We start from the raw sequence: 21594 nt of genomic DNA, 5'->3' as shown, positions 1-21594 counted from the left end.
GGCGCGTCACCAACCGCGGCAACGCTTGCGAACAGAATCGACCTTCAGCTCGCCGTGACGCCGCTGGCGTGATTCTGCACCAGCTTGTAAGCCTTCTCGTACCATTCGTTGCCCGGGTAATTCGCGCCCAGGACCGCGGCGTATTTCACCGCCTCCTCCGGAATGCCGAGCGCCAGGCTGGTTTCGGTAAGGCGATAGAGCGCCTCGGGCGTGTGGCTGGTGGTCTGGAAGTTTTCCACCACGTTCTGGAACCGGATCTGCGCCGCCAGCCATTTGCCGCTGCGCTCGTAGAACCGGCCGATTTCCATTTCCTTGCCGGCAAGGTGATCGTTGACGAGATCGAGCTTGAGGCGGGCATCCGAGGCATATTCGGTCTGCGGGAAACGGCGGATGATCTCGTTCAGCGCGGTGCGCGCCTGGTCGGTGATCGCCTGGTCGCGGTGCACGTCGCTGATCTGCTCGTAATAACTGAGCGCGATCAGGTAATAGGCGTAAGGCGCGTCCTTGTTGCCCGGATGGATCGAGAGGAAGCGCTGCGCGCTCTGGATCGCCTTGTTGTAATCGCGCGCGACGTAATAGCTGAAGCTGCTCATCAGCTGCGCCCGGCGCGCCCAGGGCGAATAGGGGTGCTGGCGTTCGACTTCGTCGAACAGCGCGGCGGCAAACTTGGCATTGCCCGCATCGAGCCGGCGCTTGGCTTCCGAATAGAGCGTTTCGACGTCGCGCGCGACGTAGGCCGTGTCTTCGGGCCCGCCGGAACGCCCCGCGCAACCGGCAGTGAACAGAGCGGCCGCCGATGCGGTAACGGCGAGAGCGAGCTTGAGCGGCGAACGCGAGCGAGTGATCATGGACCGGGCCTATAGCCTTGCCCTCGCTGAACGCCAAGTGAAGTTGGCGCCGGCGGCCCCGGGTCCGTCAGGCGGGCGTCATCCCTTCCGGCGCGTCCCACAACAGATGCCGGTTTTCCAGCATGACGAGATTGTTCGCCCGGATCACTTCGCCCTTGGTCTTGTAACCCAGCAGCTGCTCTTCGGGCGTGTCGGGATTGAAGGTCATCACGCGGATTTCCTCCGAGGTGAAGTCGCTCAGGCCGCGCGCCCGCTCGACCCCCTCGCTGTCGTAGAGGTGCAGAACGTCGCCGCGCGTGAAATCGCCGTCCATCGCCAGGATGTCCTCGCGACGGATGGAACGCTTCTCCTCGACCAGCGCGTCGGCCAGCTCTTTCGAGATTTCGATGCTGCCCGCCATCTGGAGCCGGTTGGCGATCCAGCTGTCCCTGCCGGACAGGGGATTGGGATGCGGCAGGCACTTGGTGCAGCGCCGTTCGCCGCTGAGAACGGCCGAGAGCGGGCGTTCGTGCTCGCCATTGGCGATATAGGTCGTGCAGCCGGCTTCCTGCGCCATATTGGCGGCTTTCAGCTTTGTCGTCATGCCGCCGGTGCCCAGCGCGCTCTTGCCGACCGTCGCCTCCATATACTCGCCCACGTCGCCGACCTCTTCGACCAGTTGCGCGCCCGGTTCGTCCGGGTTGCGGTCGTAGAGGCCCTCCACACAGGTCAGGATGACGAATTCCTTGGCCCCCACCATCTGCGCCACTTTCGCGGCCAGCCGGTCGTTATCGCCCACGCGGATTTCTTCCGTCGTGATCGAATCGTTTTCGTTCACGATCGGCACCACCCCGGCTTCGAGCAGGCGGTGGACGGTGTTGCGGGTGTTGAGGAAACGGCGATGATGCTCGAAGTCCCCCAGAGTCAGCAGGACCTGGGCGATCTCGAAACCGTATTCGTGCCCGACCTGCTTGTAGGCGTTGAGCAGGAGCGGCATCCCGCAGGCGGCAGCGGCCTGCTTGTCGCTCACCCCGGCGGTTTCGGGTGTCTCGCCGACCGTTTTGAGGCCCAGCGCCACGGCACCGGACGAACAGAGGATCACATTGCACCCTTCGCTCCGCAACTGCGCCACGTCTTCGAGCAGGCGCTGAATGAAGCTGAAGCGCGGGGTGAGCAGGTCGGGGTTGGCGAGGAGAGCGGAACCAATCTTGACGACGATGCTTCGATTCTCGGCCACGACAAAATATCCATTTCTTGCAATTTTCCCGACGCTATCTAGGTAGGAATTGTGCAACGCACAACCGTGGACGCGCCGAAAAATTTATACTTTCATACTCTTCCCCCGGAAGGGTGAACAATTCAGGTATGAAACATTAAAAACCGATGAAAAATATTTCTGTTATAGAGGGATAGAGCTTGAGCACTAAAAACATCCTTATGATCGGTTGCGGAAAAATGGGCGGCGCCTTGCTGGAACACTGGATGTCGGGGGGCGATCACTTCACTATAGTTGATCCGGCACTCGACCGGGTTCCCGACCCGGCACGGCTGGTGGCGGATGCCGGCGAACTGGGCGACAACAGGTACGATGTGATCGTGGTCGCCATCAAGCCGCAGATGATCGCCGATATCATGCCCGCGCACGCCGGTCGGCTGGCGCCGGGCGGCTATGTGCTGTCGATCGCGGCCGGCTGTTCGGCGGAGCGCATTTCGCAGGCCATGAACGGCGCCCCGGTGGTCCGCGTCATGCCCAATCTGCCCGCCGCCGTGGGCCAGGGCGTCAGCGGCATTTGCCCCGCACCCGGCGTCAGCGACGACCAGCGCGCCCATGCCGAGGCCATGATGGCCCGCACCGGCACCGCGATCACGGTCGACAGCGAGGACAAGCTCGACCGCGTGACCGCGGTTGCCGGCTCCGGCCCCGGATATGTCTTCGAAATCGCGCGCACCTATGTCGCCGCAGCGCAGGAACTGGGCTTCTCGCTCGAAGAAGCGCGCGCCATGGTTCTGGGTACGATGGCCGGGACGGTCGCGATGGCACAGGCCGACGACGACGGCGATCTGGAAACGCTGCGCAATTCGGTGACCAGCAAGGGGGGAACCACTGCCGCAGGGCTCGATGCCCTCAACGGCGACGACACATTGACGCGCCTGATGCGTTCCACACTACAGGCCGCTTACGACCGGGCGGTAGAGCTGCGCTGACCATTGCGCCGTTCCCGCCGTTAACACGAACGTGTACGAGGACATTATGAACGATCAGACACTCGACCCGCAAATTCACATTCACGAGCTGGGCCGCCGCGCGCGCGAAGCGGCACGGGGGCTCCTGTCGGCCAGCACCGAGGCGAAGAACACGGCGCTGCGCGAAGCGGCCAAGGCGCTGCGGGAAGGCTCGGCCGCGCTGATCGAGGCGAACCAGGCCGACGTCGCCAGCGTCGAAGGCAAGAAGCCCGACAGCTTCGTCGACCGCCTGCGCCTGACCGAAGACCGGATCGAGGGCATGGCCAGCGCGCTCGAGGAGATCGCCGAGCTGCCCGACCCGGTGGGGCGCAAGCTGGCGCAGTTCGACCGCCCCAATGGCCTGAAGATCGAGCGGGTCGCGGTGCCGATCGGTGTCATCGGCATGATCTACGAATCGCGGCCCAACGTGGGCGCGGACGCCAGTGCGCTGTGCCTCAAGTCCGGCAATGCGGTGATCCTGCGGGGCGGATCGGAAAGCCGCCATTCGACGCGCGAAATCGTGTCCGCGATGCGCGCCGGCCTGAAGGCCGCGGGCCTGCCCGAAGATGCCGTGCAGACGGTGCAGACCACCGACCGCGAGGCCGTGGCCGCGCTGCTGAAGGCGGACCAGTTCGTCGATCTGGTGATCCCGCGCGGCGGCCGCGGCCTGGTCGAGCTGGTGCGCGATCAGGCAAGCGTGCCCACGCTGCTGCACCTCGACGGCAATTGCCACAGCTATGTTCACGAGGCGGCGAAAGTGGACGAGGCGGTGCAGATCATCCGCAACGCCAAGCTGCGCCGCACCGGGATCTGCGGGGCGACCGAAAGCATCGTGATCGACCGCAAGATCGCCGACCAGGTGGTGCCGAAGCTGGCCGACGCGATGGCGGCGGACTGCGAGCTGCGCGGCGACGAGGAAGCCGTCGCGCTCGACAGCCGGATCAAGCCCGCGACCGAAGAGGACTGGGATACCGAATATCTCGACCCCATCGCCAGCGTGAAGATCGTCGACGGGCTCGACGAAGGGATCGCCTGGGTCGACAGGCATTCCAGCCACCATACCGACGCCATCCTGACCGAAGATGCGGAGGCCGCGCGCCGGTTCATGACCGCAATCGACAGCGCGGTGGTGATGCACAATGCCTCGACCCAGTTCTCCGACGGGGGCGAGTTCGGCATGGGCGCGGAAATCGGCATCGCGACCGGCAAGATGCACGCCCGCGGACCGGTCGGCCTGGAGCAGCTCACCAGCTTCAAGTATCTCGTTCACGGCGACGGCCAGACGCGGCCCTGAACGCGCCGCCCCGCCCTCGCCCTTCCGGGGCGCAATTGCCTTCGGCGGGCTTTCGCGGTATGGGCGGCTTCCTGCCCCGGCATCGGCGGAGCGCACCATGCTTCGTCCGCCGGGGCACCGTTATTTTGCGCGCTAGGAATTTCCCATGCCCCGTCGCCGCCAGATCTACGAAGGCAAGGCCAAGATTCTTTACGAGGGCCCCGAACCGGGCACGCTGATCCAGTATTTCAAGGATGACGCGACCGCCTTCAACGCTCAGAAGAAGGGCACGATCAACGGCAAGGGTGTGATCAACAATCGCATCAGCGAATATATCTTCCTGCGCCTCGGCCATATCGGCATCCCGACCCACTTCATCCGGCGTCTCAACATGCGCGAACAGCTCGTTCGCCAGGCCGAGATCGTTCCGATCGAAGTGGTCGTGCGCAACGTCGCCGCCGGCAGCATCTCCAAACGGCTGGGGATCGAGGAAGGCGAACCGCTGCCCCACACGCTGATCGAATACTACTACAAGGACGATGGCCTCGGCGATCCGCTGATCGCGGAAGAGCACATCGCCTGCTTCAACTGGGCGTCGAACGAAGAAATGCAGGACATCGCCAGCATGGCGATCCGCATCAACGATTTTCTCTGCGGCATGTTTGCGGCGATCAATATCCGCCTGGTCGATTTCAAGCTGGAGTTCGGCCGCATCTGGGATGGCGACTACAGCCGCCTGATCCTGGCCGACGAAATCAGCCCCGACGGATGCCGGCTGTGGGACATGACCACCGGCGAAAAGCTGGACAAAGACCGCTTCCGCCGCGACCTCGGCGGCGAGGAAGACGCGTATCAGGAAGTCGCCCGGCGCCTCGGCTTGCTCCAGAACGAGGACAACGGCCCGGGCGAAGTGTTCGACCTCAACGCCCACCGCGGCAAGCTGCGCAGCCCGATCAAACCGAAGAAATAGCGGCCCGTCAGATGACGTAGTTGAGCGCCATGCCGCTTGACGCAATCTCGTGCGCGCAATCGGCCATGTGATCGCCGTCGACCTGCACCGGGCCGACGCACCGGTCGAAGGCAACCCGGCGCACGGTGCGGATCTCCGCCAGGCCGAGACGGTCGAGCGGCAGCCGCATGATCGCCGCACCGGTCAGCGCGGCAGTGCCGATCCGGGTCGAGCGGCGCAGGGTGATCAGCTCCACCGAATCCGCGGCCAGCCCGGCGCGGGGGCTGAGGCGGAACGGCCCGGCATAGAACGCGCCGTGCGACGCTATCGCAGCCTCGGCCTCGCATGCGAAAGGGGTGCCGTCGGACAGTTCGCCGCTGATGGCGATCGTTTCGCGCGGCCACCGGGCAAGCTGGCGCATGACCGCCACGACATAAGCGTAGCGGCCGATCCGCCGCTTGAGATCGGCCGAGACTTGCGCAACCGCATGGCTATCCGGTCCAATGCTCAGGCAGGCGACGATCGGCGTCGTGCCGAGGCGGTAGAGCGGTGCACGCACCCAGCTTTCCCGCCCGCGATGCCAGGCGGCCAGCACCTGGTCTGCGAAGCGCGCCGCCGGCCGGGCATAGCCGAGTTCGCGGGCGACCAGATTGATCGTGCCGGCAGGCGCAATGCAAAGGGGGGTGCGCCCCGCGTCCTCGCCCAGCGCCTCGACCGTATCGCGCAAGGTCCCGTCCCCGCCCAGGACGCAGACGAGATCGGCGGCGCCCGAAAGGCGCGCACCGTGGCGCGCGCTCGGCAGCGCCGCAACCTCCATCCCGCGCGCGGCAAACGCGGCGGCCAGGGCATCGAGCCGGGCCGGACGAAAGCTGCCGGCGACGGGATTGTAAACGAGATCCACCTTCATCGGCCGGCCCCCTAGCATCGGCAGGTTGTGAATTGCTCGGAAAATCGAAGACTTGCGGTCGCCCGCGTCCCCCGCGCGCATGCGCGACTTGCCCCGGCCGCCGCTTGGCGCCATAGGCTGCGCGCGAGTCCCGACCTCGCAGCGAAAGGCGCCCCGCCCATGAAAGTCCGCATCCATGTCAGCCTGAAGCCGGGCGTGCTCGACCCTCAGGGTCGTGCGGTCCACCATGCGCTGGAGGGGCTGGGCTTTTCCGGGGTGGACGACGTGCGGGTCGGCCGGCTGATCGAGCTGGATGTCGCGGACGATACCAGCCAGGCCCAGCTGGAAGAGATGTGCCGAAAACTGCTCGCCAATACCGTGATCGAAAACTTCCGCATCGAAACGATGGAGGCGGCGCGATGACATTTCGCGGCGCGGTCATCACGTTTCCGGGATCGAACTGCGACCGGGACATGGCTGTCGCGCTCGAGAAAGTTTCGGGCGCGCCTGCGCTGCGCGTATGGCATGGGGAGACCGAACTGCCCGAACGGCTCGATTTCATCGCAGTGCCGGGCGGCTTTTCCTACGGCGACTATCTGCGTTGTGGCGCGATCGCCAGCCGCAGCCCGATCATGCGCGCTGTGGTCGGCGCAGCGGAGCGCGGTGTGCCTGTCCTCGGCGTCTGCAACGGATTTCAGGTCCTGACCGAAAGCGGGCTTCTTCCCGGCGCGCTGATGCGCAATGCGCAGCTCAACTTCATCTGCCGCACCGTTCCTCTGCGGGTCGAAAACAACCAGTCGCTGTTCACCGCCGGCTACGACCGGGGGCAGGAGATCGCCTTGCCGGTTGCGCACCACGACGGCAACTATTTCGCCGACGAGGACACGCTCGACCGGCTGGAAGGCGAAGGGCGCGTCGCCTTCCGCTATCTCGACACCTGCAACGGTTCGCGGCGCGACATCGCGGGCATTCTCAATGCCGCAGGAAACGTCCTGGGCCTGATGCCCCACCCCGAACGGGCGATCGAACCCGATCACGGCGGCAGCGACGGACGCATGCTGTTCGAAAGCGCGGTGAAGGGGCTGGTCGCCGCCTGATCGGTCAGGCGATCAGCATCTCCTGCTTCCGAAAAACGGCCTGAACCTCGTCGGCCGGCATCGGACGGCCGAAGTGGAAGCCCTGAATCTTGTCGCACCCCATGTCGCGGACCAGTTCTGCCTGCTCGGGGGTTTCGACACCCTCGGCAGTCGTGGCCATTTCAAGGCTTTGCGCCATGGCGATAACCGCGCGCACGATCGCCAGGCTTTCCTGGCTGCCCTGCGCCGCGCCATCGACGAAAGTCCGGTCCACCTTGATGGTCGAAAACTGCAGCTTGCGCAGATAGCCCAGCGAGGAATAGCCGGTCCCGAAGTCGTCGAGGGCAACCGTGCAGCCCAGCGCCATGACCTGCTCCAGCGAATTTCGGGCCACGTCGGGATCGCGCAGAAAAATGCTCTCGGTCACTTCGATTTCCAGCCGATGCGCCTCGAGCCCGCTTGACGAAAGGGCATGGACGACCGTTGCGGGAAAGTCGCGCTCCAGCAACTGTTCGGGCGAGACGTTGACCGCCACCCGTACGTTGCGCGGCCAGTTCACAGCCTCCCGACAGGCCTGTTCCAGCACCCAGGCGCCGATCGGGACGATAAGGCGGGTGTCTTCGGCCAGGGGAATGAACTTGCCCGGGCTGATCGCGCCATGATCGCGGCTGTTCCACCGCATCAGCGCCTCGAAACTGACGATCGCTTCGCTCTTCGCATCGACGACCGGCTGAAAATTCAGCGACAATTCGCCATCGTCGAGCGCGCGCCGCAACGCCATTTCGAGCTTGCGCCGTTCCTCCGCCGTCGCATGAAGGCGAGGTTCGTAGCCATAGTGGCTGCTGCCGCCCTCCTCCTTCGCGCGGTAGAGCGCGAGATCGGCGTTGCGCATCAGATCCTCCACCGTGCTGCCGTCGCGCGGCCCGAAAGCGGAACCGACACTCGCGCCGATATACAGTGTGTGGCGATCGATTTCGTATGGCTGGGAAAGCTGCTCGATCACCTTGCGCGCGATGGTGTCGACCCGCTCCGCATCGGTGGCATCGCGCACCACGATAGCGAACTCGTCGCCCCCCAGCCTGCCGCAAAGCGTGCTCTTGTCCATCAGATCCTTCAGGCGGCGCGAGACCTGGGCGAGCAATCGATCGCCGACGAGATGGCCAAGCGAATCGTTCACTCCCTTGAAACGATCCAGGTCGATCATCAGAAAGGCACAGCGCGTTCGCCACTGGCGCGCATATTGCAGCGCATCGCCCAGCGATTCCGTCAGCATCAGGCGGTTGGGAAGGTTCGTCAGCGTGTCGTAGCGCGCGAGATAGGCGATCTTTTCCGACGATTCGCGCTGTTCCGTCACGTCGGAGCCGACCCCGCGAAAGCCGGCAAAGGCGCCGTCGACGAACAGCGGCGTTCCCGACAGTTCCCACCAGCGCACCTGCCCGCCGAACGTGACCTTGACGATCAGGTTGGAAAAGCTTTCGCGCCGCTTCATCACCTCCGCAAGCTCGTGCAGGCTGGGCGGAAACTTTCCGTCTTCCCAGGCGTCGCCCGCCATCAATTGCAGGAACGACGCCCCCTCAAGCTCCTCCGGGCGCTTGCCGAGCGCGAACGAGAAGCGCGGCGAGGCGCTCCGCACCCGGCGCGATGCGTCGACCTGCCACAGCCAGTCGGCCTCGTTCTCCTCGAACTCGCGCAGGAGGAGCGAGACGACCTCGCTCTTCTCCTTGCTGTCGACCTCCGCGATGCGCGCGACCAGATAGATGCGCGCGATCTGGATGGTGCCGACGCCCACCAGCGCGATGAAGAACGCCATCAGGCCCATCAGCTGATAGGCACCCTCGATCGCCAGCACCGCCACCATTCCGGTCCCCGTAATGGTTCCGAATACGAGCGTGCTGAACGGCGATCCCGAAACGACCAGCGCGGACCCTGCAATCAGCGTCCCGATGGCGGCAATCATCACAAACCGGTCGGTAGATTCCAGATAGCCGGTAAACAGGATGACCGCGGACAGCCAGACCAGCCCCAGCATTCCCGCGCGCAAGGCATGTCGGCGCAGTTCGCCCCTGGCGATCTTCCGGTTGTCGGCATTGCGCAGCCCGGCGTCGCGAACGATCGCGTAGGCGAGCACGGCGGCGAGCAATGCCAGCCATCCGGCAAGCAGCGCGATCGGGACCTGCCCCAGGCAGGCCCAGCCGACCATGGCCGCGGCGAACGCATGGCCGAACAACCGCGGTTTCCATGCGTTTGCCACGCGGACCAGCTGCATGCCCCGCAGACGGTTCCAATCCGCGCTCGTCCCGCCTCGCAGGCCCAGGACGGAAGCCACGGACAACTTGAAGGGATCGACCCGATCTTCCCGGTTTCTGTCAGTCACCCGCTCCCGATAGCGACCAATGGTTAGGACCGGGTAAAACGGTTAGGATGGCGTAAAGCCGGACCGCTCGGCGTTGCGGACGGCGGAGGGCGTCCGGCGCAAGGCGCCTGTCATTCGCCTCTGAACTGCGCGAGCACTGCCATCCCGGTCTCCCGCATCGCGACCGAGCCGATCGCGATGCTCGAATGATCGAGCCCCCGGCAAATCGAGGAGAATGCCGCGGCCAGCGCAGGCGGCACCTGGCCCGGCCGGCCGAGCAGGCTTTCGAGAACCCTCGTCGCGGCGGGATCGCGATATCCCCGGATCACGCCACGCAGGGGCGCATGTTCGTCGCCCCGGCATATGTAGAGGATGATCTCGTCGAACGCCCTCAGAACCGGCTGGCGTTCGTCCACCAGCGCGCCGACCGTCACCTGGAGCAGTTCGGCCGGCGAAGCCTGTCCTGCGAGAACCGGCTGCTCTGCGGAGCTTCGGTAGAGGTGGTCGAACGCGCGCCGCATCATTCGGGCCTTCGAACCGAAATGATAGGCCGCGCTGCCCAGCGTCGTCCCCGCCCGGCGAGCCACCGCGCGAAAGGTGAGTGCGGAAAGGCCTTGCGTGGAGAGAATCTCCACCGCCGCTTCATCGAGCCCGTCGGCGGGCACTTCCGCCCCGTCGGAGCGGTCGGCATATTCCCCTTCCGCCCGCCCGGCATAGGCTTCGCGCACCGGAGAGGGGTGCATTTCCCCTTCTTCGAGGAACGACAGCAGGGCCGTCGCCGTCTCGTCCAGCAGCGCCCTGTCGAGCGCCCTGTTCCAGCGCAGCACATGCTGCGAGCTTTCCCCGTCGAAGAACAGGGCGAGCGTGTCGGCTGCTCCGTCCATTGCGAGATGGCCGGCCGCCGAAGCCCAGAAGCGCTGCCAGAGATCGGTCCACTGCGCATGCGCGGCCGAAAGGCGGCCGGCGCGGGCGGCGGCGCAGGCTTCGCCGCAGGCCAGGGCCAACGCCCAGTTGTCGCAAATCCAGTCGTCGATGACGGCCGCGATGATTCCGCTGCGAGTCGCCAGGCTCAATGATCGCCCGGACAATGGAGCCAACTGCGCCAGGCGCCCGTCCATCCACCGCCGCGCCTCGGCCAGGGCAAGTGCTTGTGCCGCTTCATACAATCGTTCCAATCCGCCAAAATGGTAATCGATTGCAGAGACTGCCGTACCGGCGCGATCCGCGATCGCGCGGACCGAAATCTCGCCCCCCGGAGCCTCTGCCCAAAGCGCCAGAACACCACGCAACAGCCGATCGGACGTGCTCTGAGCTGCGGAATTGCTACGTTTCAGTGAATTTTCCGTGTCCATTCCGTGACTCAATTATCGCTCTTTCCCGGCTTGGGACCGGCATCGTGCCCGTCGAACGAATATACGTCCGCCCCGTCACGAAAGATACATACGAACGTCCCACTGGCCCGCTCGACACATAAACATGAGGGCTCTGGACATGTCTATCACCGCTGCTTCCTATCGTCGTGCCTTGCTCTGCGGGACCGTTCTGGCAACGGCCTTGTCGGCTGCGAGCGCCTCGGCGCAGGCCGCCTATCCGCCCGAACCGGCAGAAGACGATGGCGAGGTAATCGTCGTCACCGGGTCGATCCGCGAATCGCAGGAAGCGGCGATCGCCACCAAGCGCCGGGCGGACAATCTCGTCGACGTCGCATCGGCCGATTCGGTCGGGCGGTTCCCGGACGAGAACACGGCCGCGGCGCTCGCACGCCTGCCCGGTGTCGCGGTGCAGCGCGACCAGGGCCAGGCGCGCTATATCCAGGTCCGCGGCGCACCCAATCGCTGGACCTCGGTCAGCATCGACGGCATCCCGCAGACGGGCGTCGACGAAGGCGGCGACAGCCGCTCCTATCGCTTCGACGCGGTGCCCGCGGTGCTGTTGCAACAACTGGTGGTGAACAAGTCGCTGACGCCGGACATCACGGCCGAGGCGATTACCGCGAATGTCGACCTGCGCACTTATTCGCCGCTGTCGGACCGCGGCCTCAGCATCAGCGGCGATCTTGGCTACGGCTTCATGGATCTCGGCGACGGGCAGCAGCGCCAGGGTTCGCTACGTGTGAGCTGGTCGAACGACACGATCGGCGCCGCTGTCGGCGCCTCGCACTATCTGCGCGACCAGGTGACCGACAATCGCGAAGCAGGCTACGACGAATTCGGCCCGACCGATATCGATATCCGCAACTACGAGCTGGAACGTTCCAACAATGGCCTCTTCGCCGTGGTCGAAGCGATGCCGACCGACGGGCTGAAGCTTTACGTGCGCGGGATCTACACCGAGTTCACCGACAAGGAGCATCGCAACGCCTATCAGATCGAACTGGCCGACGCCGAATCGGGCACGCGCGGGATGACCAGCGGCGAACTGGTCGGTGTGCCGGTCACCGCCGCCTTCAACAACGGGTTGTACGAGAACCAGAATTATATCGGCAGCGCGGGCTTCGAATACGAAAGCATGGATGGCTGGGGCCTCGACGGCGCTTTCGGCTATACCAGGACCGAGAATTCCACCGATCTTCCGCTGGTGCAGGGTTCGACCAGCGGTACGGCTTCGCCCTCGGTGATCTACGACCGCAGCGGAGACCCGCGTTTCCCCCTCGTCACGCTGTACGAAACGGTGGACGACGGGAACGGCAACCTGTCGCGCGGCGACCAACTGGCCGGGCTCGATCAAACCGCCTTCGACTGGCCGAGATCGATCCTGCTCCCGCTGGTCCAGGAAACGGTCTCCGACGCCTGGACCGGCAAGGTGGATGGCTGGCGCGAGTTCGGCAATGTGACGCTCAAGGCCGGCGGCCTCGTCTCCATCCGCGAGATCGAGGGCAACAATCTCGGTGTTGGCGGCGTCGTTCCGCTCGGCCCCCTGGGATTCGATTTCACGCAGTATCTGACGAACCGTCCCTGGGACACGCGCTTCCCGCTCGGCATCACGTTCGATTACATGGACAACGTCGCGCTCAACGACGCTCTGCAGATCGCGCTGGACGAAGCCGGGATCGACGCTGCCGACTTCATTCCCCCGAGCGCCCTTTACGATCAGAAGGAAACGATCCTGGCAGGTTATGCGATGGGTCAGTTCGATCTCGATCGCCTGTTCGTAACGGCCGGCGTCCGCGTCGAGAACTACGAGATCGAGAACCGCGGGACGGCGCTGATCGATCGCACGGCGACCCCGCTTTCGGTGACTGAGGATCACTTCGACATTTTCCCGAGCGTGAACGCCCGTTTCGACGTGACCGACAATCTCGTCTTCCGTCTTTCCGGCCAGCGCGGCGTGTCGCGTCCGGCCTATGCCGCCATCCGCGTGGGCGCTTCGATCAGCGATACCGGCGAGACGATCAGCGGCGGAAACCCGCAACTGCTGCCCGAATATACCTGGGGGGTCGACGGCAGTCTCGAATACTACTTCCCGAGCAACGGCATCGCTTCGGTTTCCGGCTTCTATCGCTGGGTCGACAACGTGCTCTATCAAAGCCAGCAGGTCGTTGGCTCTGACATCTACAACACCGGTGGCATCGACCGGTCCGGCTATATGCTCGGCTCGACCTTCAACGGCGACAACGGGAAACTCTACGGTGTCGAATTCAATATCGAGCACCAGCTGGACTTCCTGCCCGGGCTGCTCTCCGGCTTCGGCGTTCAGGGCAACCTGACGCTGCTGGGCGGCGAATTCGACGCTCTGCTGCCCGACGGCACGATAGAGCAAACGGCGTTCCAGGGATTGTCGGACACGGTGCTCAACGCATCGGTGTTCTACGAGCATTCCGGCCTCTCCGCGCGCGTATCGTATCAGTGGCGGTCCGAGTATCTCGATACGCTCGGCGGTCTCGGTGCCGGCGAATACCGCGACGGTTACGAAAATCTCGATATCACGCTCCGATATTCGCTGACCGACAATTTCACGCTCTTCGCCGATCTCGCCAACCTCACCAACGAAACATACGTGGCTTACGAGGGAACACCGGCGACGCCATCCGAAGTCGAGCAGATCGGATCGCGCTATCTGTTCGGCATTCGTTTCGATTTTTGACAACGATTTCGGCAGTTTGGGAGACCAGCTATGCGTCTTGCGCTTTCTTTCCTCGTTGGCACGGCCATGCTTGTGCCCTCTGCGGCTCAGGCCAAAAACATCCTCGTCACCAACGACGACGGACTGACCAGCAATCTCGTCGCGCTCTACGAAGCGCTGACCGAGGCCGGTCACGACGTCGTGGTGTCGGTTCCCTGCACGAACCAGAGCGGAATGGGCGCCGCGCTGGGCATCGGGCAGCCTCTCACACCACTTGCCGAAGCATGTCTTAACGACGCTGCGCAGCCCGGCGACCCCGGGGCCGGCCCGATGACCCGGGAAGGGCTGGACGCCGGCGACTTCTTCTATGTCAACGGTACCCCGGTGATGGCGCTGCTGTACGGCCTCGATGTCGCGGGAACGGAACGCTGGAACGGCGCTCCCGACCTGGTGCTATCCGGCCCGAACGAGGGGCAGAATGTCGGTGCCATCATTCTCAGTTCGGGCACTGTCAGCGCCGCGCAAGTCGCCGCCGTGCGCGGCTTGCCCGCCGTTGCGCTGAGTGCTGGCTCCAACACCGAAAGCGAAACGCTCGACAACCCGCTTTCTGACGAAGTGGCGCGCCGGGCGGTGGAGCTTGTGGAGGCGCTCACGAACGGGACCGACGCAAGCGCACCCATTCTGCCGCGGGGTCTCGCGCTCAATGTGAACTTCCCCGACCGGTTGACAGGGGCCGAGTGGCGCCTGTCCGAAATCGGCAGCTACAACGCCTATAAAGTCGGTTTCACCGCGAACATGGCCGAAAATGCCTCCCCCACGATGCAGGCCATGGCCCAGGCGCGCGGCATGGAGATCCCGCCCCTGCCCGGCATGACGTTCGACTTCAATCGGGAACAGCCCCTGCCCGACCAGCAAGACGACGAAAGCATCGTCTATCGGCAGCATATCGCGATCAGCCCGATGCAGGCGGGCTACGGCCTCGGCACGGCCGGCAAGGCTTTCGTGCGCTGGCAGCTTTCCGAGCTTTTTTCTTCTTCCGCCGAATAGGAGGCCCGTGACAATGCACCGGTTCGCTTTGCCTTTCGCCGCCCTGTTTCTGCTGCCTGCCTGCCAGGAGGCGGCCGCTCCCGCCGCCCAGGAGGAGGCCCTGTCGCCTGTGGCAGCCAATGAAATCGCGCTCGCCGACGAACGCCGGGTGCTCGATCTCGAAGGCGGTGTGAATTTTCGCGACCTTGGCGGCTACATGACCGGGGACGGCAGGGTGACGAAGTGGGAGACGGTCTACCGGTCGGGTTCGCCGGCCGACCTTACCGAAGCCGACTTCGAGGAATTGAAACGCCGCGGCATCCGCACGGTGTGCGACTTCCGCACGAACGAGGAGCGCCAAAGCGAACCCAACCGCTTCGCCGCCGCCAACAGCGAAATCGAGTACTGGACTCGCGACTACGCGATGGATGCCGGCGACCTGATGTCGGCGCTGGGCGGCGATGATGCGGGGCCCGAGAAATCCCGCGCCGCGATGATCGGCTTCTACCGGGAGCTTCCCGGGCAGCATGTGGAAAGCTATCGGCAGATGTTCCGCTATCTTGCCGAGGGGCGCACGCCGCTCGCGTTCAACTGTTCCGCCGGCAAGGACCGTGCAGGCATGGGTGCGGCCTTGTTGCTCACGCTGCTGGGCGTCCCGCGCGAGACGGTCGTCGCCGACTACGCCCTGTCCGACGATATCGTCGATTATCGGGCCGAATTGGAGGAAAGCGCCGCTGCCAATCCGAGTTACGCAGCCTTGGCGCAGCTTCCGTGGGAAACGGTCGAACCGCTGGTCGCGTCCGATCCCGCCTATATCGAAAGCGCCTTTGCAGCGCTGGAAGAACGGTATGGGTCGGTGGATGATTTCATCGAGCAGGAACTCGGCGTGACCGGGCAGATGAAAGCGAAAATCGTCGCGCATCTGACGACTGCATCGTGATCCTGCCGGCCGCCGATCCGCCCGCTTCGAAGGGGAAATGCCGCACTGCAACATCTCTGCAGTCGCCCCGTCATCAAGCTGACCTTCGCCGACCATAGAGGCCCCCGCATCCTTCAGTGAACAGGGGCAACAAGTGAACAAAGCATTCCTCGGCTGCGCGCTCGGCGCCATGCAATTTGCGATAGCCACACAATCTTACGCGCAGGACGGAGACAGCGCGAACAAGGCCGCCGACCGCGGTACCGGCGCGACCATCGTGGTTACCGGCACGCGCGATATAGGGCGAACGGCGTTCGACACTGCCGCCCCGGTCGATGTGCTGGCCGACGAGGCGATCGATTCCGTCGTTTCATCGGACTTGTCCTCCGTCCTCGCGCGGCAGCTTCCCTCGTTCAACGTGCAGCGGCTGCCGGCCGCGGACGGCCTGGCGTTCGTCCGGCCGGCGAGCTTGCGCGGCCTGTCCCCCGACCAGACCCTCGTTCTTATCAACGGCAAGCGATATCACCGTTCCGCCCTGCTGGGATCGCGCGGCTCGCAGGCTCCCGATCTGAACACCATCGCCGGACTGTCCATCGGCCGCGTGGAAGTGCTGCGCGACGGTGCGTCGGCGCAATACGGATCCGACGCGATCGCCGGCGTGATCAACATCATTCTGGACGATCGTCCGGGAATCAGGGGCTTCGGCCAATATTCCGAGTATTACGAAGGCGATGGCGAGACCTATCAGGCCGGATTGCAAGGCGGCATCGCGCTGGCCGATCGCGGCTCGCTGGTCGTCACGGGCGAGTTTTCCGACGGCGCGGCGACATCGCGAACCCGCCAGCGAGCCGATGCCATCGCATTGCAGGAAGCGCGCCCCGATCTCGATATCCCGAACCCGGTCCAGCGCTGGGGCCAGCCCGAGACGCAGACACTGCGCGGCGCTGCCAATCTGCAATACGAGCTGTTCGACGCCGGCGAGCTTTACGCCTTCGGCATGATCGCGGACGGAGACGGCCTTACCGACTTCAACTGGCGGAATCCGGCGACCACCTCCAGCGTGTTCCGCGACACGGACGCATTTCCCGGCTTCAATTTCACCAGCATCTATCCGGCCGGTTTCACGCCGCGCTTCGGGACCGAGTTCAGCGACCTCCAGGGCGCCGCAGGTCTTCGCGGTGCCCTGGCGAACGACAGCCTGACCTACGATCTCAGCGCTTCGGCGGGCCGCAGCCGCATCGACTATACGCTGGATGAATCGCTCAATGCATCGCTCGGACCCGACAGCCCGACCAGCTTCTATCTGGGGCGCCTGGAGCAACGCGAATTCAACCTCAACCTGGACTTCGTCTACCAGCTCGAGCTTGGCGGGTTCGAACCGCTCAACCTGGCATTCGGGGCCGAACGGCGCGAGGAAACTTACGAGGTTTCGCCGGGCGATCCCGAATCCTACGCCATAGGCGCGGGAGCTGCGGAAGGGCTTTCGCCCAACTCCAACGGTTTCCCCGGCTTCAGCCCCAGCCAATCGGGCGAATTCGGCCAGACCAGCTATGCCGCTTACGTCGATCTCGAATGGCGGCTTGCAGAAATGCTCACGCTGGGCGCGGCGGCGCGTTACGAAGACTATTCGGAATTCGGCGATACCTTCAATTACAAGCTGTCCGGCCGCGTCGAGCCGATCGACGGACTGGCTGTCCGGGCGACTTACTCGACAGGGTTCCGGGCCCCTACTCCGGGCCAGCTCAACACGTCGCGCACCAGCCAGGGGCTCGACACCAATACGCTTCAGGTCTTCACCGCCGGACGCCTTTCTCCCTCGGATCCGATCGCCATCGCGCTGGGCGCAGAGCCGCTCGAGCCGGAGGAGTCGGAGAACCTCACCGCAGGCATCGTCTTCCGTTCGCCAACGGGGATCACCGCCAGTCTCGACGCCTATCAGATCGACCTGGATGGGCGTTTCGGCCAGTCGCGGTCTTTCGCCGTTCCCGACCACGTCCCAAATCCGCTGCACTTCACCAGAGTGAACTACTACACCAACGACTTCGATACGCGCACGCGCGGCATCGATGCCGTGATCGCCTATGCGGGCCTGCTCGGTCCCGGCAGGATCGAAACCCGGCTTGCCTACAACTACAACGATACGACCGTGACCAACGGAACCAGCGCCACCATCGGGGACGAGGACCAGCGCCGCATTTTCGAGGAGCGCCTGCCGAAGCACAATGCCACGGGCACGATCGCTTACGAACTGGACGCGATCAAGCTGCGCCTGCATGGCCGCTACTACGGCCCATGGACCGACAACAGCGACAATTCCGGTGGGCAGATCTTCCAGCGGTTCGGCTCGATCATGCTGTTCGACGCATCGCTGACCTACAACATCACCGATGCCATCAACCTGACGGTCGGCGCGGAGAATATCTTCGACGCCTATCCCGACGAAGCGACCTTCCAGGCCAGCCGCGGCCTGATCTATTCCCGCAACGCTCCCTACGACACGGACGGGGGCCTCTACTACGTCCGCCTAGGCGTGGATTTCTGACCCGGCCATGACCTCGATCGACCGCAGGAAATGGATGCAGGGGGCGGCGGCCAGTGCCATTCTGGCCGCCGCCCCGAACCGCGTCTCCGCAGGGTCTGCCGCAGCCGCCGATCTCTCGCTCGCGCACGACGAAGCCTACTGGGCGGGTGTGGCGGCACAATACGACGTCACCGACGATGTCGTGCAGCTGGAGAATGGGAACTGGGGCATCATGCCGCGCCCGGTGCTCGCCGCGTATCGACGCCTGGTGGAGCGAGTCAATCGGGAGAACAGCTTCTACGCGCGGCGCGGCATGGGCGGCGATCTCGCCGCCGTGCGCGACCGCACCGCCCGCTTCCTCAACGTCGATGCCGAGGAGATCGTCTTCACCCGCAACGCGACCGAAGCGCTGAAAGCCCTGATCGGGGGCTATAACCGCATTCGCCCGGGCGAGGCCGCGCTCTACGCCGATCTCGACTATGGCAGCATCCAGGCGAGCCTAGTCGCCGCGATGGAGCGGCGCGGCGCGCATACGATCAAGATCGCCCTGCCGGAACCCGCGACGCACGACAATGTGATTGCCGCCTATTCCGAGGCACTGGATCGGCATCCCGAGATCCGGCTCGTTCTGCTCACCCATATCAGCCATCGAAGCGGGCTGATGATCCCGGTGCGGGAGATTGCGACGATTGCCCGCACGCGCGGTGTGGATGTCATCGTCGATGCGGCCCATAGCCTGGGCCAGGTGGACTTCACGATTCCCGACCTGGAAGCGGACTTCGTGGGGCTGAACCTGCACAAATGGATCGGCGCGCCGCTGGGCGTCGGCGCAGCATATATCCGCAGGGGCCGGGTGTCGGCGATCGATCCCGACATTGCTGACGAGAACAAGGATTCCGGCACCATCGCGTCCCGGGTGCATACCGGCACGGTCGATTTCGCCGCCCTGTTGACCGTGCCCGAAGCGCTCTCTTTCCAGGAACGGATCGGCAGCCGGCTGCGGCAAGCCAGGCTGCGCGCACTACGCGACGGATGGGTCGAGAAAGTGCGGGAGAACCCGCGGATCCAGGTGCTCACGCCGGACGATGACCGGATGCACGGGGGCATCACGTCTTTCCGGCTGGCCGGAAAGGCTTCCGTCGAGGACAATGTTGCACTGGCAGCCCGGCTGCTGTCCGAGTTCGGCATTTTCACGGTTCACAGGACCGGGCTGGCGAGCGGCGCTTGTGTCCGGGTCACGCCGGCGTTGTTCAATTCCATGGACGATGTTCGCACGCTGGCCGCTGCGCTGAACACGATTGCCTGACGTTCCCCTGGCGTCAGTCGGTCGAGACGGCGGAAAGACTCGCGGATACATCGCCGCCCGGCTTCGCGGCGGAAAAGCGCGTGGGCACGCGCACCTTCTGCACCGCGAACGGCGCTTTGGAGCAGACGATGACGGCAGCCGGTGGCCTGCGGATCACTCCACGGTCACCGATTTGGCCAGATTGCGCGGCTGATCGACGTCGGTGCCTTTCACGCAGGCCGTATGATAGGCCAGCAGCTGGACGGGAACGGCATAGACGAGCGGCGCGATCAGTGGATGCACCTTCGGCATCTCGATCGTGGCGAGGCACCCCTCGCCGGCTTCCTCCAGCCCCGCCGCATCCGAGATCAGCACGATCTGGCCGCCGCGCGCACGCACTTCCTGCATATTGGAGACGGTCTTTTCGAACAGCGGCCCAGAGGGGGCGAGCACGATCACCGGAACGGCTTCGTCGATCAGCGCGATCGGCCCGTGCTTCATCTCGCCCGAGGCGTAACCCTCGGCATGAATGTAGCTGATTTCCTTCAGCTTCAACGCGCCTTCCAGCGCGAGCGGATAGTCGGGGCCGCGCCCGAGATAGAGAACGTCGCGGGCAGGCGCGATCAGATGCGCCATCGCGGCAATGTCGTCGTCGTGATCGAGCGCGGCGTTGAGTGCCGCCGGCGCTTCGAGCAGATGGCGCACGACCTCCTGCTCTTCCTTGCGGCTCATCCGACCCCTCTTTACCGCCAGATGCGCGGCCAGCGCGGCCAGAACGGCCAACTGGCAGGTAAAGGCCTTGGTGCTCGCCACCCCGATTTCCGGCCCCGCATGGGTCGGCAGCAGCAGGTCGGCCTCACGCGCCATCGAACTGGTCGGCACGTTGACCACCACCCCGATCGTCTGCCCGGCGGCCTTGCAATGGCGCAGCGCCGCCAGCGTATCGGCCGTTTCCCCGCTCTGCGAGATGAACAGCGCCAAACCGCCTTCTTCCAGAACCGGCTCGCGATAGCGAAACTCGCTTGCGACATCGATATCGACCGGGACGCGGGCAAAGGTTTCGAACCAGTATTTCGCGACCATCGCGGCATAGAACGACGTGCCGCAGGCGACGATCGTGATCCGCTTTACCGCCGACAGGTCGAAATCGATCTGCGGCAGGGCGACCGAATTGTTCGCCTGGTGGACATAGCTGCGAAGGGTCTGCGCAACGACGGTCGGCTGCTCGAAGATCTCCTTCTGCATGAAGTGCCGATAGTTGCCCTTTTCCGCCGCGGCGGCCGTGGCCCCCGAAGTGGTGATCTCGCGCTCGACCGGATTGTTCTGGGCATCGTATATCTGCGCGCCTTCGCGCCGGACGACGGCCCAGTCGCCTTCTTCGAGATAGGCGATCTTCTGGGTCAGCGGTGCCAGCGCCAGCGCATCGGAACCGAGATAGGTCTCACCGTCCCCATAACCGACCACCAGAGGGGAACCGAGGCGCGCGCCGATCAGCAGATCGGGATAGTCGCGAAACGCGATGGCAAGCGCAAAGGCGCCCCGAAGCCTCGGCAGGACGGCCTTGACCGCGTCTTCGGGCGAGGCACCGTCTTCGATCTTTTCCGAAACCAGGTGCGCAACGACCTCGCTATCGGTTTCGCTTTCGAGCACCCGCCCCCGCGCAACGAGTTCGTCGCGCAAGGATCGAAAGTTTTCGATGATCCCGTTGTGGACCAGCGCCACCTGCTGCGTCGCGTGGGGGTGTGCATTGTTGGCCGTCGGCGCTCCGTGGGTCGCCCAGCGGGTATGGGCAATGCCGATCGTGCCGGGCGCGGGGTTGTCGGCCAGTTCGGCAAGGAGGTTGGCAAGCTTCCCTTCCGCCCGGCGGCGAACCAGTTCGCCGTTGCGCACGGTGCAGATGCCCGCGCTGTCGTAACCACGATATTCCATCCGCCTGAGGCCGTCGACCAGGCGGTCCGCAACTTCTTCCTTCCCGGCGATGCCGATAATTCCACACATGAACTGCCTACCTCGGTCCTTAACATCCGGGCCGAACGCCCGCTTCGGTCGGAAGCCTGCTCGCGGGAAAATCCGCCCGCGTCAATCGGCTTGGACCGGCTGTCCAATGCGATCGGGTGGAGTGCGCCACCAGAACAACAGCCCCGCCCCGATGATCGCATAACCAGCGAATGCGGGCGAAACCGGCAATGGCACC

The 21594-nt window shown here is 64.7% G+C and carries 16 protein-coding genes; 10 read left to right on the top strand and 6 right to left on the bottom strand.

Features of this window, described 5'->3' with window-relative positions; genetic code table 11:
• Positions 1 to 44 precede the first annotated feature (44 nt).
• Positions 45 to 848 (bottom strand): outer membrane protein assembly factor BamD, encoded by an 804-nt coding sequence (locus V5F89_RS10535; protein ID WP_338445606.1) that lies wholly within the window; start codon positions 846 to 848, stop codon positions 45 to 47.
• Between the two features lie 67 nt (positions 849 to 915).
• On the bottom strand, positions 916 to 2064 hold the full coding sequence (gene proB / locus V5F89_RS10530; RefSeq protein WP_338445605.1) for a glutamate 5-kinase: 1149 nt from the start codon (positions 2062 to 2064) through the stop codon (positions 916 to 918).
• A 179-nt stretch (positions 2065 to 2243) separates the two neighbouring features.
• Here proB and V5F89_RS10525 point away from each other — a divergent pair, with 179 nt between their 5' ends.
• The 3 genes from V5F89_RS10525 to purC all read left to right on the top strand — a co-directional run bounded on the left by V5F89_RS10525 (position 2244) and on the right by purC (position 5293).
• Positions 2244 to 3032 (top strand): pyrroline-5-carboxylate reductase, encoded by a 789-nt coding sequence (locus V5F89_RS10525; RefSeq protein WP_338445604.1) that lies wholly within the window; start codon positions 2244 to 2246, stop codon positions 3030 to 3032.
• Positions 3033 to 3078: 46 nt separating this feature from the next.
• Complete coding sequence (locus tag V5F89_RS10520; RefSeq protein ID WP_338445603.1) at positions 3079 to 4344, top strand: glutamate-5-semialdehyde dehydrogenase; 1266 nt, start codon at positions 3079 to 3081, stop codon at positions 4342 to 4344.
• A 145-nt stretch (positions 4345 to 4489) separates the two neighbouring features.
• Positions 4490 to 5293 carry a phosphoribosylaminoimidazolesuccinocarboxamide synthase gene (purC, locus tag V5F89_RS10515; RefSeq protein ID WP_338445602.1) on the top strand — a complete coding sequence of 268 codons (804 nt, stop codon included), beginning with the start codon at positions 4490 to 4492 and terminating at the stop codon, positions 5291 to 5293.
• A 7-nt stretch (positions 5294 to 5300) separates the two neighbouring features.
• Here the strand turns inward: purC and V5F89_RS10510 are convergent, their stop codons facing one another.
• Entirely contained in the window at positions 5301 to 6179 is an 879-nt protein-coding gene (locus tag V5F89_RS10510; RefSeq protein WP_338445601.1) for a diacylglycerol/lipid kinase family protein, read from the bottom strand.
• 159 nt (positions 6180 to 6338) lie between these two features.
• Between V5F89_RS10510 and purS the strand changes: the two genes are divergently transcribed.
• Together purS and purQ are read left to right on the top strand one after the other, a co-directional pair.
• Positions 6339 to 6581, top strand: coding sequence for a phosphoribosylformylglycinamidine synthase subunit PurS (gene purS / locus V5F89_RS10505; protein ID WP_338445600.1), 243 nt, complete (start codon positions 6339 to 6341; stop codon positions 6579 to 6581).
• The gene (gene purQ, locus V5F89_RS10500) at positions 6578 to 7255 is read left to right on the top strand and encodes a phosphoribosylformylglycinamidine synthase subunit PurQ (RefSeq protein ID WP_338445599.1); all 678 of its coding nucleotides are present in this window, start codon (positions 6578 to 6580) and stop codon (positions 7253 to 7255) included. Before purS ends, purQ begins: the two co-directional genes overlap by 4 nt.
• Positions 7256 to 7259: 4 nt before the next feature.
• Here the strand turns inward: purQ and V5F89_RS10495 are convergent, their stop codons facing one another.
• On the bottom strand, positions 7260 to 9500 hold the full coding sequence (locus V5F89_RS10495) for a putative bifunctional diguanylate cyclase/phosphodiesterase (protein WP_338445598.1): 2241 nt from the start codon (positions 9498 to 9500) through the stop codon (positions 7260 to 7262).
• A 218-nt stretch (positions 9501 to 9718) separates the two neighbouring features.
• Complete coding sequence (locus tag V5F89_RS10490; protein ID WP_338445597.1) at positions 9719 to 10762, bottom strand: TetR family transcriptional regulator; 1044 nt, start codon at positions 10760 to 10762, stop codon at positions 9719 to 9721.
• Positions 10763 to 11078: 316 nt separating this feature from the next.
• Between V5F89_RS10490 and V5F89_RS10485 the strand changes: the two genes are divergently transcribed.
• The 5 genes from V5F89_RS10485 to V5F89_RS10465 all read left to right on the top strand — a co-directional run bounded on the left by V5F89_RS10485 (position 11079) and on the right by V5F89_RS10465 (position 19421).
• Entirely contained in the window at positions 11079 to 13670 is a 2592-nt protein-coding gene (locus V5F89_RS10485) for a TonB-dependent receptor (RefSeq protein WP_338445596.1), read from the top strand.
• A 30-nt stretch (positions 13671 to 13700) separates the two neighbouring features.
• Positions 13701 to 14696: a 5'/3'-nucleotidase SurE gene (locus tag V5F89_RS10480; RefSeq protein WP_338445595.1), complete on the top strand. Its 996-nt coding sequence runs from the start codon at positions 13701 to 13703 to the stop codon at positions 14694 to 14696.
• A gap of 13 nt (positions 14697 to 14709) precedes the next feature.
• Positions 14710 to 15615: a tyrosine-protein phosphatase gene (locus tag V5F89_RS10475; RefSeq protein ID WP_338445594.1), complete on the top strand. Its 906-nt coding sequence runs from the start codon at positions 14710 to 14712 to the stop codon at positions 15613 to 15615.
• A gap of 133 nt (positions 15616 to 15748) precedes the next feature.
• A complete protein-coding gene (locus V5F89_RS10470; protein WP_338445593.1) occupies positions 15749 to 18136 on the top strand; it encodes a TonB-dependent receptor in 2388 nt (795 codons plus the stop codon).
• A 7-nt stretch (positions 18137 to 18143) separates the two neighbouring features.
• Positions 18144 to 19421: an aminotransferase class V-fold PLP-dependent enzyme gene (locus tag V5F89_RS10465; protein WP_338445592.1), complete on the top strand. Its 1278-nt coding sequence runs from the start codon at positions 18144 to 18146 to the stop codon at positions 19419 to 19421.
• 153 nt (positions 19422 to 19574) lie between these two features.
• Here the strand turns inward: V5F89_RS10465 and glmS are convergent, their stop codons facing one another.
• Positions 19575 to 21398 carry a glutamine--fructose-6-phosphate transaminase (isomerizing) gene (gene glmS, locus V5F89_RS10460; RefSeq protein ID WP_338445591.1) on the bottom strand — a complete coding sequence of 608 codons (1824 nt, stop codon included), beginning with the start codon at positions 21396 to 21398 and terminating at the stop codon, positions 19575 to 19577.
• Between the last annotated feature and the right edge of the window lie 196 nt (positions 21399 to 21594).

Origin of the sequence: Pelagerythrobacter marensis, assembly GCF_036700095.1 — a bacterium.
In the GTDB taxonomy this organism is placed as follows: domain Bacteria; phylum Pseudomonadota; class Alphaproteobacteria; order Sphingomonadales; family Sphingomonadaceae; genus Pelagerythrobacter; species Pelagerythrobacter marensis_A.
Note: the sequence above shows the minus strand (reverse complement) of the source record. Positions and strands in the feature narration are given on the sequence as shown.